The organism is Geobacillus sp. FSL K6-0789 (assembly GCF_038593135.1).
Classification (GTDB): Bacteria; Bacillota; Bacilli; order Bacillales; family Anoxybacillaceae; genus Geobacillus; species Geobacillus stearothermophilus.
The window spans coordinates 488,004-502,737 of the sequence record NZ_CP151966.1 but is presented as its reverse complement, the minus strand read 5'-3'; the positions used below and the strand labels follow the sequence as shown (position 1 = coordinate 502,737).

The window sequence follows — 14,734 nt, the reverse complement described above, 5'->3', positions numbered from 1 at the left end:
TAACGATAATCGAAAGGGGACGCTAGACAAAATCAACGGAAACGAAAAGCGAAAGCAGGTTCAATCCGCTTCCGCCCGCAATGGTTCAGCGTTGGCGGCAACGGAGCGTCCGCAGCCGATTGAGCGCCGCCGCCAGCTCGAATCGGCGCGGGCGGGCAAGTTCACCCGGATGCCCTTTTCGGAACGAAACGGAGCCCAAGCCTTGGCGATCCCATTGTTCTTCGATCGCATCGAGCAGTTGGCGGACGGTTTTCTTTCCGTCGAACCATCCTTTTCGTTCCATATACAGCAGCGCCGCGACAATCGCCCGCGTTTGGCTGTCATCGACCAGCTGCTCAAGCGCATAAAGCAATAGATCGGTTTGCCCGTACTGAATGACGTGCCGTCCGCGCGCGACCGCTTTTTCTTTTTTTCCTTTTTGGCTATTTAAACTCCCAGGCAGCGGAATGCGCTCATGAATGCAGCCGAACGACTCGCCGCCTTCCGCTTTCCGTCCCGACGGCATCTGCAAGGCGATTTGTTTTGCCTCTGCCGTCACATCAAACGGGACGTACTGCTCCATTTTGATCACGCAATCCGCGATATCCAAGTAATCCCCCAATCCGCCGACGACAAGAACGGTCGAAATGCCGTAATCGCGAAATAGTTGACGCGCCTTGTCGATATACGGCGTGATAGGTTCGGCATCTTTCACCACGAGCGCCTGCATGCGTCCATCTCGGATGAGCAAATTCGTCGCGCTCGTATCTTCATCAATCAAAAACGCCGATGCCCCAGCTTCAATCATTTCGATCATGCTCGCGGCCTGTGAGGTGCTGCCGCTCGCGTTTTCCGTCGAAAACTGTTTCGTCTCTTTTCCATACGGCAGCGTGCCAATGAGCGGGGAAATGTCAACACTGGCGACGCTCCGGCCGTCTTCGGCGCGAATTTTCACCGCCCCGCTGTCCGTGATGACAAACTCCCGCCCGTCGCCGGCGACATGATCATACACGCCGTGCTCTAGCGCCTGCAGCAGCGTCGATTTGCCGTGGTAGCCGCCACCGACAATCAGCGTAATCCCTTTGCGGATGCCCATGCCTTTGATCGGTTCAGCGCGATGCGGAACGGGGATCGCAATCTCCAGCTCTGGCGGACTTTGAAACGGCACCGCTCCACGTTGCAGCGGCTTGTCGCTCACTCCGCTCTCCCGCGGCAAAACCGCACCGTTCGCGACAAACGCCACCAATCCGTGTTCACGCAAATAGCGGCGAATGGCGTGCTGCTGATCGGCAAGCTCGACTGCCGCACGAATATCCTCCTCCCGAAGGCCGTACACCGCCCGCTCGATGACGGATGGAATTTGTTCGAAAAAGATGGCCTCGGCTTCTTTCGCCAAAATGCGACGCCCGTTCGCCGGCAACCCGACCGACAAACAGACAGTGACCGTCTCGTCTGTCACTTGCACTGCTGTCCGCTCGAGCACCTTCTGCTCCGGGGCATCGATCAAGACGAGCCCGCTTTTTCCCGATCCACGCGCCCGCAGCGGCCATTGCCGCAATTCATGATAGACGCGGCGCGCCAGCACATCTTCACAGCGGATGCGGCGCGGTTTCGTATTCATCCACTCCGCTGCCAACGCCGTTTTCGCCCGCGGTATGATCACGCGGACCTTGGACGGCTCAGCAAACGGATCGCCCTGCACGTGGTCAATCGCGAGCGTAAACAATGGAAACGAATACGTCCCTTCGATCGTTTTATACGCTTTATATCCCTTTTGATCAATGGATCGCAGCCGTTGTCTGAGCGTTTCCATGAAACCAGCTCCTTTTCCTCTTCATTCGTTGCCTCAACATACCCGAGTATGGCAAGACGACCTATATTGCCATTTTGAACTGTTCACTCATTGCATTGCAACAACGATCCAATCTCCGTTTCCGACACAGGTTGCCTCCAAAAATACCCTTGCCCTCCGTTGCACCCCATTTCCTTTAATATTTGATTTCGATAGCACGATGCAAATGGCTTTCTAATGTTTCAACACTTCGTCTCCCACCGAATGCCCAAATGAATCATTAATGTTTTTAAACCGCGCTAAATCAATAAAATAAACGGCCAGCAGTCGTTCCTCCTCTTTCGTCTCTTTCAGCAATTTATATAGATGCAACAAAGAAGTTTAACATATCCTTGACAGAAAAGTGGTTTGCCCATTTTCGACTGTCGAAGGCAAGCGTGTGGTTTGCCTCCGTCACGCCTTAGCGTGACGGAAGACCGAACAACGACTCGCTTTACAAGATCCGTTCATGGGTCTTTAATCGGCGTTGTTCGGTCACTCGACAGTCGGATGCAATGACCGGCAAAGACGAAAAATGTTAAAAAACGGCGATTGGGAAGGCCCGTCAAATCATCATGGTTGGCCATATATTTGATTTGCTCTTCATACTGTTTCAAACGGGTAATATCCGTTCGAATCGACACGTATTGATACGGCTTTCCTCGTTCATCCAAAAAGGGGACAATGGTAGACTGAACCCAGTAGTAACTCCCATCTTTCGCTTTATTTTTGATCTCTCTCCTCCATATCTTCCCTGTCCCGATGGTTTTCCACATATGTTTAAAAAATTCTCGGCTATGACAAACATCTTCCAATACTCAACTTTCTTTCTCGTGATGAACGGTTATGTTTTCAGTGGAACGAGTTTATTTTGTGTTTACAACTTTAATACTAATCGAGCTACACTTTCTACATGCGCCGTGTGCGGAAACATGTCGACCGGCTGGATGTAGTCGACGCGGTATTGGGCCGCCAAGGCGTCGAGGTCGCGGGCGAGGCTCGATGGGTTGCACGAGACGTAGACGACCGTTTTCGGACGGACGCCAAGGATCGTGTCAAGCAGCGCCCGGTCGCAGCCGACGCGGGGCGGGTCGACGATGATGACGTCCGGCTTCCAGCCTTCGTTCACCCATTTGGGCAGCCAGTATTCCGCTTTGCCGACGACGTAGTGCGTGTTCGTAAAGCCCTGTTTGTCCGCGTTTTTCTTGGCGTCTTCAATCGCTTCGGGGATCGTGTCCATGCCGCGCACTTCTTTCGCATCGCGGGCGAGCCACAGCCCGATCGTGCCGACGCCGCAGTAGGCGTCAACGATCCGCTCCGTTCCGGTGAGAGCGGCCGCTTTTTTCACTTCGTCGTACAGCTTGACCGTTTGGATCGGGTTAAGCTGGAAAAAGGCGCGCGCCGACAGTTCAAATGACAAGTCGCCGAGCGTTTCTTGAATGTACTCGTCGCCGGCGAGCACTTCGGTTTCGTTGCCAAAAATGAGCGACGTTTTTTCGCCGTTGATGTTTTGCACGATTGATTTCACTTCCGGAAGGCGGCGGCGAATTTCGTCAATGAGCAGCTGTTTGCGCGGAATGTCTTTTGTCGCTGTCACCAGCACAAGCTGGATGTCGCCCGTATGGAAGCCGACACGGACGACGATCGTCCGCACGACGCCCGTTCTCGTCCGCTCGTTGTAAATCGGGATGCGCAAGTCTTGCAAAATCGTTTTCACGATGTTCGTCACGCGCGTCGTTTGCGGATGCTGGATGCGGCATTCCGATAGGTCGACGAGTCGGTGGGAGTTGAGACCGTACAGCCCGGCGAGCACCTTCCCTCTTTTCATCCCGACTTGAAATTGGCTTTTGTTTCGGTATTGCCACGGGTCGGCCATGCCGATCGTCGGGCGGATGTCAAGTTTGTCGACATCGAGGCGGCGGGCGTGGCGGCGCAATGCTTGGATGACGATGTCGCGTTTGGCTTCAAGCTGCGCTTCGTACGATAAGTGCTGGAGCTGGCAGCCGCCGCACTGGTCATAGAGCGGGCATGGCGGCTTGATACGGTTTGGCGAGCGCTTGCGGATGCGCTTGATTTTCGCCTCGGCGTAGGTTGGATGGATGTCCGTCGCTTCGACGACGACTTCTTCCCCCGGCAACGCGCCGGGGACGAAGACGACTTGTTTTTGGAAATAGCCGACCCCTTCGCCGTTAATGCCGATCCGTTGAATGGTCACAGGAAATTGGTCGCCTTTTTTGATTTTGATGTTCGTTTGTTGCTTTGCCATATCGGTCCCTCTCATTCAATGCTTCGCCACAAATAAAGCGCCGCATAGCTGGCGTACGGTTTCCACCGCTCGCCGAGCGCCGCCATCTCTTTTGCGGTCGGCCGCTTCGGAAGCCCGAATTGTTTTTCAACCGCCCGCTGCAAGCCGATATCCGCCGGCGGGAAGACGTTTGGACGGCCAAGGCCGAAGAGGAGGAAGTTTTGCACCGTCCACGGGCCGATGCCGCGCACGGCCGTCAGCCGCTCCATCACCTCGCCGTCTTCCATCTGCTTAAGTTCATCAAGCCGCAGCTTTCCGTCAGCGATGAGACGCGACACATCGACGATATATTCCGCTTTCCGCCCGCTCAGCTGCAAGGCGCGCACATCCTCGTACGAACGGGCGGCCACTTCTTCCGGGCGCGGGTAAAACCAAACGCCATCCACTTCTGTTCCGAACGTTTTCACAAACCGCTCCGTCAGCCGATAGCCGACTTTGAGATGAAGTTGCTGATGGATCAAACATTTGATGAGGCAAAAATATAGATCAAAATCGAGCACAAGCGGCATTCCTTCATACTCGGCAAACAGCGGCGCCAGGTCAGTGCGGCGGAAATGCTCGTGAACGGGCCCGAGCGGCGTCCGCCATTGAAACAGATGCGAAATCCGCTCCATCACCTCGTCTTGCCGCTCGGGAAAAGGAGCTGAAACGACAAATCTCGGGTCATCTTTTGTGCCGACGCCTTCCACCGTTACGGGCACGAAACAGCCGTCGAGGGCGAGCGGCACGGTGATGCGCTGCCGTTCCCGATCCACGGCCAACAGCGGGTCGAGCGAAAGCCGCTCAAGGGCGTGGGCGAAATCGTACGGCGCCGGCACCGTCACTGTTTTTGTCCACATCGCATTCACCTGTTTCTTTCGTCCGTATCCTCATTATAACGAAAAACACCCGCTGAACCAAACGGCTCACGGGTGGGGCCATTTTTCAAACGAAACCGCTTATGGGCGAAACAGCCACGGATGGAGTCCCATCTTTTTCGCCATCAATTCATCTAAGCTGGCAAACGTATACCCTTGTTTTCGCAAGTCGTCGATCACCTTCGGCAGCGCGTCGGCGTTGTCTTTCGATACGGAGTGCAGCAACAAAATCGCGCCTGGGTGAATTTGTTTCATGATTTGGTCATAGGCATATTGCCAGCCGCGCTGACGGTCGGTTTGCCAGTCGACGAACGCCAGCGACCAAAAGACGTGGTAATAGCCGAGCTCGCGGGCGAGAGATAACGTCCGTTCGCTGAAAATGCCGCGCGGCGGGCGAAGGTACATCATCCCTTTTTGCCCGGTCAGCTCTTCTGTCTTTTCCTTGACTTTTTCGAACTCTTCGCGCACCCGCTCATCGCTGGCGGTCGTTAAATCGGGATGGTGCCACGAATGGTTGCCGATGATATGTCCTTCGGCAGCCATTCGTTTCACTAAATCAGGCGCGGTTTGCAAATAATGGCCGGTGACAAAAAAGGCGGCCGGCACATGTTTTTCTTTCAAGATGTCCAAAATTTGCACCGTATAGCCGTTTTCATAGCCGTTGTCAAACGTCAAGTAAATCGTTTTTTCACTCGTATCGCCTAAATAAAACGCGTCATATTTGGCAAGCAGCTCATCGAGCTCTTTTCCCGCCGACGGGGGCTCGTGGTTTTCGCTCCGCTTGAATCCCCAATGGATCGCTTGATTGCTTGCGGCAAACGCAGAAGCGGGAAAAAGCGCAATCGCTAAAACGAGAGAAATAAGCCATCTCATGCCTGGTTCCTCCTTGGCCGCCGTCTTTTCCTCTTTTTTATTGTTTTCGCCCTCAGCTGCTTTACGCACGCCATTTTTTGCAAAAAAAGACCCCAAAAGCGGATGCTTTTGGGGAGTCACGCTGCCAATCGTTTCTTCACGTTTATTTGAACACCGGTTCTTTGAATTGGGCCAGTTTTTCGAGCGATGACTTTTCAACGTCTTCATGCAAGCTGTTGCCGTGCGAGTCCATCGTAACGACGGCGGTGAAGTTTTCAACACGCAAATGCCACATGGCTTCTGGAATGCCAAATTCCATGAGATCCACGCCTTCGACTGATTTGATACAGTCCGCATAATATTGGGCCGCGCCGCCGATGGCGTTTAAGTACACGCCGCCGTGTTCTTTTAACGCTTGCAGCGTCTTTGCGCCCATGCCGCCTTTGCCGATGACAGCGCGGACGCCGAATTTTTTCATAATGTCGCCTTGATACGGCTCTTCGCGGATGCTGGTCGTCGGGCCGGCGGCTTTGGCGTGCCAGCGGCCGTCTTCGTCTTTTAGCATGACCGGGCCGCAATGGTAAATGATTTGCCCGTTCAAATCGACGGGGGCATCGTGATCCATCAAATATTTATGAATGGCGTCGCGGCCGGTGTAAATGACGCCGCTGATGCGGACGACGTCGCCGACGCGGAGCTTCCGCACTTGTTCTTCCGACAGCGGCGGAACGAGATCGATGACGCGCGCCTCTCCTTGTTCAAGCGCCGCGGCCGATTCCGCTTTTTCCAACTCTTTTGCAAAATCGACGTCTTCGCCGTCTTGGTACAGCCATTCGATGATCTCACCGGTGGCCGGATCGATTTTCACGCCCATGCGCCGAAACGCCCAGCAGTTGTAGGCGACGGAGACGAAGAAGCTCGCCGGGATGCGATGCATGACGCCGATTTTACAGCCAAGCAGCGTCGATTCGCCGCCAAAGCCCATCGTGCCGATGCCGAGCTTGTTGGCGTTTTCCATAATGTATTCTTCCAGCTGGCGCAATTCTTCAATCGGGTTGACGTCATCAACCGGACGGAACAGCTGTTCTTTGGCGAGCTCATAGCCGGATGAGCGGTCGCCGCCGATGCCGACGCCGATGAAGCCGGCGCTGCACCCTTGCCCTTGCGCCTGATACACCGCATGCAAAATGCATTTGCGGATGCCGTCCAAATCGCGGCCGGCGCGGCCGAGCCCTTCGAGTTCACACGGCAGGCTGTATTGGATGTTTTTGTTTTCACAGCCGCCGCCTTTTAAAATAAGGCGAACGTCAATGTAATCGTTTTCCCACTGTTCAAATTTAATGACCGGCACGCCTTCCCCTAAGTTATCGCCGCTGTTTTTGCCGGTGAGCGAATCGACCGAGTTCGGGCGCAGTTTGCCATTTTTCGTCGCTTCGACAATGGCAGCCCGGATCGCTTTTTTCATTTCGATTTGGTTGACGCCGACCGGCACTTTGATTTTAAACGTCGGCAAGCCCGTATCTTGGCAAATCGGCGATACGTTTTCGTCCGCCATTTGAATGTTGCCAACGATTGTATCCAATGCCATCGCCGCCCGCGTGCCGGCGTTTTCGCGCGCTTTCGCCCGAGCGATCGCTCGACGGACGTCCTTCGGCAGCTTCGTCGACGTCTCGACGATCAAGTCGTACATGCTTTGCTGGAACTTTTCCATTTGTCTAAACGCCCCTTCCCATGCTCATCGTGCATAGGCAGTTGTCCTTATCTTTTTCTATTATACTCCGTTTCTCGCTGTTATGTAAAAAATCTTTCTTTTCCATCTCATGATGGCTCCTTTCTCATCATACGAATGGGTAGAGGCAAAACAGCTAAAACGATTGACAAGGGCTGCTAAGGCGGCTAATAATGAAGGATGGAACTTTTTTATAGAGAGAGGAGAAAGCGATGCGTTCATTCGCCATGCCGGCCATTACGCCGGCGTACGATCCGTGGGAGGCGTACGTTGATCTAGAAGAGTATGGAAAGTTGGAACTGACGAACGTCGAGTTTACGACAACGACGCTTTGCAATATGCGCTGTGAACATTGCGCCGTCGGCTATACGTTGACAGCGAAAGATCCCGAGGCGCTGCCGCTTGAGTTGTTGCTCCGCCGGCTTGAAGAAATTCCGCATTTACGCTCATTAAGCATCACCGGCGGCGAGCCGATGCTGTCATTAAAATCGGTTGAACAATACGTCGTTCCGCTTCTCCGCTATGCACATGAGCGCGGGGTGCGAACGCAGCTGAATTCGAATTTGACGCTTGACTTGTCCCGCTACGAAAAAGTGATTCCGTATTTGGATGTGCTCCATATCTCCCACAACTGGGGGACAATCGACGATTTCATCGACGGTGGATTCGCTATGATGGAGCGAAAACCGACGCGCGCCCAACGCGAGAAATACTTCCAGCGCATGCTTGACAATGCAAAAGCGCTGGCCAATGCCGGCGTGATGGTATCGGCGGAAACGATGTTAAACAAACGGACCGTCCGCCATTTGGAAACGATCCATCGCCAAGTCGTTGAGGAAATGGGCTGCCGGCGCCATGAAATTCACCCGATGTACCCAAGCGATTTTGCCAGCGCCTTAGAGACGCTAAGTCTCGATGAGCTGCGCGCGGCGATCCACCATTTGCTTGACATTCGCGATGAAAACGTCTGGATGTTGTTTGGCACGCTGCCATTTTACCCGTGCAGCGACAATGAAGACGATCTTCGCCTATTAAAGCGGCTGTATGAAAGCAAAAACGTCACCGTCCGCAACGACCCTGACGGCCGTTCGCGGCTTAATGTCAACATTTTCACCGGCGATGTCATCGTCACCGATTTCGGCGATGAACCGCCGCTTGGCAACATCGTCCGCGATTCATTGCCGGATGTGTATAACCGATGGCGGCGCTCGAAACTCGCCAATGAACTTCTTTGCCGCTGCCCGGCCGCTCGCTGCTTAGGGCCCAATGTGCTCGTCAAGCAGACGTATTACCGCGGCGTCGATTTTACAAAACGGGCGGCGCGCATCGCCCGATAAACAGCAACGCCGCAGAGGCAAGCGCATCATCGGCCATGCGCATAAAAAAGAGTCGGGCCCAAAACGCGCCTGCTTTTTGGGCCCGACTCTTTTATCGCGGCTGCTCGCTGACGACATAGGACATATACAGCCGGTCTTGCACCGGAATCCATGCCCCGACCCCTCTTGTCGTCACGTTTTTGACGACGATTTTCTTTTTGTTTCCTTTCAAGACGATATACACTTCCCCGTACGTCACTTTCCCTTTTTCATTCACAGCCGGAGCATACGCATACAAATAGCCCATTTTTTTCGCCGGCACGTTGTACGGCTGATCCTTTTTCGTGCCAAGACCGACAACGGTGCTGAAAGCGAGCGGTAAATTTGTTTTTTCCATGGCCTTGTTCAACATCATCCGTTTGACGGCGTCTTCATTCGGCACTTTCACCGTCAAGCCGCCACGGACGTATTTTTGCATTTCCTGTTTGTAATACAGTTTTTGTGCTGTGTCGCCGCCGCGGTTGTCGAGAAAATTCGTATTGACCTTTTGATACTCCCAATTTGTTGATGTTTCGAGCGATTGGTAGTTGAGTGGCCATTGGCCTAAATAAATCGTCGCCCGGTAGCCGATGGCCCACGGCGCGTTCGTTGCCGAAGATTCATTAAAGAGATGAACCAATTCAGGATTCTCAATGTTCACATTGGCTGATTTCAGCAGCTGTTTCGTAAACGAGCTTGGCTCTAGATGCGGCAAGTCTTGCGTTGGATTCGGGTATGTGTTCTCTTTCGAGATATCGATCACCGCACCGGGCGCCGGCTTTCCGGAAGCCGCCAATGTCGGGAACGCTGCCGCATACAGAAGCAGTGCGCTCGCAAACAGCGAAACCGCCCATTTTTTCATCGCATTCGCTCCTTTCTATCTCATATTCACTGTTATTTTCCGTCAAAACGCACCGTTTATCCGTGACAGTGAAAATTTCTTCCGTCCCGGCGCCGTTCCTCTGTCCAAAAAACCCGAGCGCCAACCGCCCGGGTGAATCCGTCAAAGCAAATAAAAACCAATGCCCATAATGATATAGGCCGCCAGCAGCGTCGCCCCTTCAAACCAGTTCGTATCGCCATCGTTGGACAATACGATCATCAAGAGCACCGAAGCGGCCATCGCGACGAGTTCGGGAAGTGAAAAGACAAGCGGCATTTTTTCCGGAAACAAAAGCGAAACGAGCACAAGCACCGGCGCGACGAACATGGCGATTTGCAAGGTCGAGCCGACGGCGATCTCGACGGCGACGTTCATTTTATTTTTGTATGCCATCATGACAGCCGAAGCATGCTCCGCCGCATTGCCGACGATGGCGACGATGATGATCCCGATAAACAGCTCGCTCCAGCCAAACGACTCCGCCACGGTTTCGAACGTATGGACGAGCCGCTCTGACAAGTAGGCAACCGCGAGCGTAGCCAGTGCCAAAATGGCGGTCGCTTTTCCTTTTCCCCATTCCGGCTCCTCATGTTCTTCCGCTTCGTCCGATTTATGCTGGTATACGCCGCGGTGGGTGACAAGCCGGAAGTAAAGGGCAGCGATGTAAAGCAAAATCATAATAATCGAAATGCCGACGCTCAACGCAAGCCGTTCGCCGCCGTCCATTTGCATTGTAAACACTTCCGGAATGACAAACGCGACGAAAATGGCAAACGTCAGCAGCCCGGCGTTATGGCGGGCGTCATAAATATTGAATTCTTGCCGTTTATATTTCAAACCGCCGACAAAAAACGATAACCCGGCAACCAACAGCAAATTTCCCAGCACCGAGCCGGTCAAGGAGGCGAGCACGACATCCACGAGTCCGGCTTGCAAGGCAAAAATCGAGATGATCAACTCGACCGCATTGCCAAAGGTGGCGTTTAACAGCCCGCCGATGCGCGGTCCGGCGACGATGGCCAAACTCTCTGTCGCCCGCCCCATATAGCTGGCGAGCGCAATGATCGTCAAACAATACAGCCCAAACATCAAGACGGTCGGCCAGTGAAGAAAGCCGCCGATTACTGACACCGGCACGCCGATCCATGCCATCCAGGCAAACAACCTGTTCATTTGTGTTTCTTCCACCTTTCCCATCAACATTTTTTCGTTGCATTGATCGTTGCTTGTATGTACGATGGAATACGGGCCAGCCGTTCCGCCGTGAAAAGACGGATTCTGTTTGTTCGCGGACTGGCCAATTTAAAGAAGTGAGGATATGACGATGCGTTTTGCCATTTTAACTGCGGTCGTGGCCATCTCTGGCTTATCCCAAGGAATGTTGCTTCCGCTGTTAGCCATGTTGCTTGATGAACAAGGCGTCCCTTCGTCCGTCAACGGGGTGCATGCTGCTGCTCTATATATCGGCGTGCTGGCCATTTCACCGTTTCTGGAGCGTCCGTTGGTGAAGTATGGGTATCGACCCATCATTCTCCTTGGTGGTTCTATTGTAATATGTTCGCTTACTCTTTTTCCACTTTTTTCTTCATTTTTTATTTGGCTGGCTCTCCGTTTTTTGATCGGCGTCGGCGACCATATGCTTCATTTCGCGACGCAGACATGGATCACCGACTTTTCGCTGCCGGCTAAGCGCGGGCGGCGTCTGTCACTGTATGGTTTGGCATTCGGCCTTGGTTTTACAGCCGGCCCGCTTCTCGCTTCGCTCGCCTCGATCAATGAGGCGTGGCCGTTTTATTTGGCCGCTCTCCTCAGTTTCAGCGGATGGGTGGCCGTCTTTTGGCTACCAAAAGAAAAACCGAAGCCGTTTGAACGCTCTTCCTCAGCCGCCGGCCGGTGGGTCGGTGCATGGAAACATGCATGGCCAGCGCTCTTGCTGCCGCTTGCCTACGGCTTTTTGGAAGCGTCCCTTCATTCCGTGTTCCCGCTGTATGCCTTGCGCAAGCAGATGAGCGCCGAACAGATCGCCTTCATTTTGCCGTTTTTCTCGTTAGGCGGCATCGTCTTTCAGCTCCCGCTCGGGGCGCTCAGCGACCGGTTCGGGCGGCGGGCGGTAATTCGTTTTGCCTTGCTGGCCGGCGCCAGCTGTTTTTTGGCCGTGCTCACGGTCGGTGCGTCCACTGTCGGGCTCGCTGCCTGTCTGTTTGCCGCCGGCATGTTTACTGGCTCCCTTTTTTCCCTTGGCATTGCCTATATGACCGACTTGTTGCCGAAAGCGCTCCTCCCGACCGGCAACTTGTTGTGCGGAATGCTGTACAGCCTCGGCAGCATGGTGGGCCCGCCCCTTGCCGGAAGCGCCGTCGATGCGGCAACGAACGCCTTTTTTCTGACGGTCACCGCTGTTCTTCTCATCCCCGCCGTCTGCCTTGCCGGACGGAAGGAACAGGAAAAAGCGGCTTGACCGCTTTTTTAATTGACCATTTTATTTTTGCTGTTATATAATAAAAACAAGATAACAAGTTACTGTTTTAAAACAGAAAAAGGAGTGGCGATGATGAGCAGAGCAGAACGGAAAAACATGATCGAGTTTATCGAAAAAGTGCGGGGGTTGTCGCGGGAAGAGCTCGCCTGCATAACTGACGCCGAGATCGAGTACATTTACGAGCGGTATTACTACCATCATGAAGAAATTGTGGAGTAAAGCGCCGTTCGCTGACCGCCCCAGCGAAAAAGGTGTCCCGCATTGGGACACCTTTTCTAATGATAGCCGTTTTGGCCGTTGGCGCTGCCGCTCGTTTTATGTTTCGGCCTGTTTTTCCCTTTTTGCTTCGTACCCCCGTCTTTTTTCGTGTGCTTCGTCATCGCAATCCCCCCTGTATCAAAATCCCCCGCATCGTTACGTTATCCGGTTTGCGGAGCATTTATGCACATCAACGGAGCCGCTTTCTTCCTTCACGTTCACAATCGAAAATGGCGTTCATTTCCCCTCCTAACACGAGAATCATGCCCGATAAATAAAACCAAATCATCAGCACAATCATCCCGCCGAGACTTCCGTACATGGCTGTATAGTCAGCAAAATGGTTGACATAATAGGCAAACGCCCATGATATCGCAATCCAGCCGGCGGTGGCGAACAAAGCGCCGCGCACGACATTGACGCAACGCAGCTGTTTGTTCGGGGCAAAATAATAAAGGGCGGTAAAAACAACAAACAAGATGATCACGCTCGTCACCCAGCGAAATGTGTTCCATATCGTCAAAAACGGCTGCGACAACCCGAGGGTGGAAAACAAAAACAAACCGATCATCCGCCCGAATACCGGCAATACAAGCATAACGATAATGACCGCGATCATCCCGATCGTCAGCACAATCGACAGGCCCCGCACAACCCAAAACGGACGGTCCTCTTGTACGTCATATGCGCGGTTTAACGCCCGCATAATGGCGCTCATGCCGTTCGATGCCGACCAAATGGCGCCGATAATGCTTAACGACAGCAGCTTTCCGTTTTGCTCATCCATCAGACGGTGGACATTCGTCTCGATCAGATGAAGCGCTTCTTTCGGCGCATACTGCCGCACAAGCATAAGCACATCTTCGTGCGGGATCGGCAAGTAAGCCAGCAGCGTCATTAAAAACAATAAAAACGGGAACAACGACAACAGAAAGTAATACGCCAATTCCGCCGACAGCCGCGGAACTTCATCCTCCGTAAAGCGCCGGGCCAACTCGCGGATGAACGTCATATCCACCAACACGGGTCGCCCTCCTTTTCCGTTTTTTCATCATTTTCTTTCCCTAGGGGCCAGCCGATGATCGCGGACGATCGCGTCAAGCAAATGCTCGCAGCCGGAGCGAATCAAGCGGTACACTTCGGCAAAATTCCCGGTATAATACGGATCCGGCACATCGTCTTTTTCCCGATCCGGGACAAAATCAAGCAGCCGGGCGATCACCGCCGGCGAATTCGGCCCGGCGAGCCGGCGCAAATCGCTCAAATTGGCGGCGTCCATGGCGATGATGTAATCAAATTCCTCCAAGTCGCGGCGCCCGACTTGCCGGGCGCGGATGCCGGAATAGTCAATGTCGTTTTCACTCAAAATCCGCCTTGTCCCCTCATGCGGCGGCTCCCCGACATGCCAGCTGCCCGTTCCCGCTGAATCAACGACAATCTGTCCGTCAAGCCCCCGTTCGTTCACCAAATGACGGAATACCGCTTCCGCCATCGGCGAACGGCAAATGTTGCCGAGGCAAACAAACAACACTTTGACCATCGAAGCAGCCACTCCTTTCCATCCCGTTTTCTTGGCATTAGTTTTCCCTTTTCATCCAAGCGCTTGATAGCTGCTTTCTAGCAGCTCGTGCACATGCACCTATATTTTACCACCTAACGCTGGCGCGGACTATATTGCCTCTCCCCTTTTTCACCGCCGGTGTGGTACAATACATGATAACCTGCCACGAAAGGAGCGAAACCATGGATTTATCGAAACCGTCCGCAGAAAACGTCGAATATATCGTTGAACAACTGAAGAAAAAATTAAAAGTGCTCAATTTTGATGCGATTAAGCCGGCCCATTTTTCCGAGGCATGGTATGACGAACTGAAAGACATTTACGACATGGTCATGAAGCGTGAAACGTTCAGTTCAAGCGAAATACAGGCCATTGTTGAGGAGCTCGGAAGCCTGCGCAAGCGGTAATCCTCTCCTTCCGTCACCGGATGGAAGCATCGCGAAGCTGCCTATGTATATAAAAAAATTCCTATCGAAAAACTAGGATTGACATTAGCGCCAATTGTGTTAAAATTTAATCAATATAAATTACATACGCTTATCAAGAGCGGGGGAGGGACTGGCCCGATGAACTCCGGCAACCTGCCGCGTTTGGCAAGGTGCTAATTCCAGCAAAATGGGATCCATTTTGGAAGATAAGGCGTCC

General features: G+C 53.3%; 14 protein-coding genes, 1 pseudogene and 1 riboswitch. Of the genes and pseudogenes, 4 read left to right on the top strand and 11 right to left on the bottom strand.

The window, feature by feature from the left end:
• Positions 1-85 precede the first annotated feature (85 nt).
• The 7 genes and pseudogenes from NSQ51_RS02525 to NSQ51_RS02495 form a co-directional block, all read right to left on the bottom strand.
• Positions 86-1,792: an ABC-ATPase domain-containing protein gene (locus NSQ51_RS02525; RefSeq protein ID WP_121650001.1), complete on the bottom strand. Its 1,707-nt coding sequence runs from the start codon at positions 1,790-1,792 to the stop codon at positions 86-88.
• Between the two features lie 213 nt (positions 1,793-2,005).
• Positions 2,006-2,146, bottom strand: a complete 141-nt coding sequence (locus NSQ51_RS02520) for a diguanylate cyclase (RefSeq protein ID WP_080706559.1) — start codon at positions 2,144-2,146, stop codon at positions 2,006-2,008.
• A 203-nt stretch (positions 2,147-2,349) separates the two neighbouring features.
• Positions 2,350-2,610: pseudogene (locus tag NSQ51_RS02515) on the bottom strand (PAS domain-containing protein); the annotation flags it as partial.
• Positions 2,611-2,687: 77 nt separating this feature from the next.
• Positions 2,688-4,091 carry a 23S rRNA (uracil(1939)-C(5))-methyltransferase RlmD gene (rlmD, locus tag NSQ51_RS02510; protein WP_033016690.1) on the bottom strand — a complete coding sequence of 468 codons (1,404 nt, stop codon included), beginning with the start codon at positions 4,089-4,091 and terminating at the stop codon, positions 2,688-2,690.
• On the bottom strand, positions 4,088-4,954 hold the full coding sequence (locus tag NSQ51_RS02505) for a DNA-3-methyladenine glycosylase (protein ID WP_053532235.1): 867 nt from the start codon (positions 4,952-4,954) through the stop codon (positions 4,088-4,090). The genes rlmD and NSQ51_RS02505 overlap by 4 nt, the downstream gene beginning before the upstream one ends.
• Positions 4,955-5,053: 99 nt before the next feature.
• Positions 5,054-5,845 (bottom strand): delta-lactam-biosynthetic de-N-acetylase, encoded by a 792-nt coding sequence (pdaA, locus tag NSQ51_RS02500; RefSeq protein ID WP_049625096.1) that lies wholly within the window; start codon positions 5,843-5,845, stop codon positions 5,054-5,056.
• Between the two features lie 142 nt (positions 5,846-5,987).
• Positions 5,988-7,535, bottom strand: coding sequence for a fumarate hydratase (locus NSQ51_RS02495; RefSeq protein WP_033013943.1), 1,548 nt, complete (start codon positions 7,533-7,535; stop codon positions 5,988-5,990).
• Positions 7,536-7,765: 230 nt separating this feature from the next.
• Between NSQ51_RS02495 and yfkAB the strand changes: the two genes are divergently transcribed.
• Complete coding sequence (gene yfkAB, locus NSQ51_RS02490) at positions 7,766-8,890, top strand: radical SAM/CxCxxxxC motif protein YfkAB (RefSeq protein ID WP_055358378.1); 1,125 nt, start codon at positions 7,766-7,768, stop codon at positions 8,888-8,890.
• 91 nt (positions 8,891-8,981) lie between these two features.
• Here the strand turns inward: yfkAB and NSQ51_RS02485 are convergent, their stop codons facing one another.
• Both NSQ51_RS02485 and cax read right to left on the bottom strand, forming a co-directional pair.
• The gene (locus NSQ51_RS02485) at positions 8,982-9,770 is read right to left on the bottom strand and encodes a YfkD famly protein (protein ID WP_033013941.1); all 789 of its coding nucleotides are present in this window, start codon (positions 9,768-9,770) and stop codon (positions 8,982-8,984) included.
• A gap of 141 nt (positions 9,771-9,911) precedes the next feature.
• On the bottom strand, positions 9,912-10,964 hold the full coding sequence (gene cax / locus NSQ51_RS02480) for a calcium/proton exchanger (RefSeq protein ID WP_033013951.1): 1,053 nt from the start codon (positions 10,962-10,964) through the stop codon (positions 9,912-9,914).
• 151 nt (positions 10,965-11,115) lie between these two features.
• On the opposite strand from cax, the gene NSQ51_RS02475 reads away from it, so the two are divergent.
• Both NSQ51_RS02475 and NSQ51_RS02470 read left to right on the top strand, forming a co-directional pair.
• Positions 11,116-12,249, top strand: a complete 1,134-nt coding sequence (locus NSQ51_RS02475; RefSeq protein WP_049624346.1) for an MFS transporter — start codon at positions 11,116-11,118, stop codon at positions 12,247-12,249.
• Positions 12,250-12,342: 93 nt separating this feature from the next.
• Positions 12,343-12,489 (top strand): BH0509 family protein, encoded by a 147-nt coding sequence (locus tag NSQ51_RS02470; protein ID WP_049624342.1) that lies wholly within the window; start codon positions 12,343-12,345, stop codon positions 12,487-12,489.
• A gap of 229 nt (positions 12,490-12,718) precedes the next feature.
• Here NSQ51_RS02470 and NSQ51_RS02465 read toward each other — a convergent pair whose 3' ends face one another.
• Both NSQ51_RS02465 and NSQ51_RS02460 read right to left on the bottom strand, forming a co-directional pair.
• Positions 12,719-13,552, bottom strand: coding sequence for a YihY/virulence factor BrkB family protein (locus NSQ51_RS02465; RefSeq protein WP_049624341.1), 834 nt, complete (start codon positions 13,550-13,552; stop codon positions 12,719-12,721).
• 27 nt (positions 13,553-13,579) lie between these two features.
• Positions 13,580-14,068: a low molecular weight protein-tyrosine-phosphatase gene (locus NSQ51_RS02460; protein WP_033009583.1), complete on the bottom strand. Its 489-nt coding sequence runs from the start codon at positions 14,066-14,068 to the stop codon at positions 13,580-13,582.
• Between the two features lie 203 nt (positions 14,069-14,271).
• Between NSQ51_RS02460 and NSQ51_RS02455 the strand changes: the two genes are divergently transcribed.
• Entirely contained in the window at positions 14,272-14,496 is a 225-nt protein-coding gene (locus NSQ51_RS02455) for a DUF1128 domain-containing protein (RefSeq protein WP_049624340.1), read from the top strand.
• Between the two features lie 127 nt (positions 14,497-14,623).
• A riboswitch (SAM riboswitch) is annotated at positions 14,624-14,730 on the top strand.
• Positions 14,731-14,734 lie beyond the last annotated feature (4 nt).

Excerpts from the sequence above, each read along its gene's own strand:
- NSQ51_RS02525 (WP_121650001.1), bottom strand. The coding sequence starts at position 1,792 with ATGGAAACGCTCAGACAACGGCTGCGATCCATTGATCAAAAGGGATAT.
- rlmD (WP_033016690.1), bottom strand. The coding sequence starts at position 4,091 with ATGAGAGGGACCGATATGGCAAAGCAACAAACGAACATCAAAATCAAA.
- NSQ51_RS02505 (WP_053532235.1), bottom strand. The coding sequence starts at position 4,954 with ATGTGGACAAAAACAGTGACGGTGCCGGCGCCGTACGATTTCGCCCAC.
- pdaA (WP_049625096.1), bottom strand. The coding sequence starts at position 5,845 with ATGAGATGGCTTATTTCTCTCGTTTTAGCGATTGCGCTTTTTCCCGCT.
- NSQ51_RS02495 (WP_033013943.1), bottom strand. The coding sequence starts at position 7,535 with ATGGAAAAGTTCCAGCAAAGCATGTACGACTTGATCGTCGAGACGTCG.
- yfkAB (WP_055358378.1), top strand. The coding sequence starts at position 7,766 with ATGCGTTCATTCGCCATGCCGGCCATTACGCCGGCGTACGATCCGTGG.
- NSQ51_RS02485 (WP_033013941.1), bottom strand. The coding sequence starts at position 9,770 with ATGAAAAAATGGGCGGTTTCGCTGTTTGCGAGCGCACTGCTTCTGTAT.
- cax (WP_033013951.1), bottom strand. The coding sequence starts at position 10,964 with ATGAACAGGTTGTTTGCCTGGATGGCATGGATCGGCGTGCCGGTGTCA.
- NSQ51_RS02475 (WP_049624346.1), top strand. The coding sequence starts at position 11,116 with ATGCGTTTTGCCATTTTAACTGCGGTCGTGGCCATCTCTGGCTTATCC.
- NSQ51_RS02470 (WP_049624342.1), top strand. The coding sequence starts at position 12,343 with ATGAGCAGAGCAGAACGGAAAAACATGATCGAGTTTATCGAAAAAGTG.
- NSQ51_RS02460 (WP_033009583.1), bottom strand. The coding sequence starts at position 14,068 with ATGGTCAAAGTGTTGTTTGTTTGCCTCGGCAACATTTGCCGTTCGCCG.
- NSQ51_RS02455 (WP_049624340.1), top strand. The coding sequence starts at position 14,272 with ATGGATTTATCGAAACCGTCCGCAGAAAACGTCGAATATATCGTTGAA.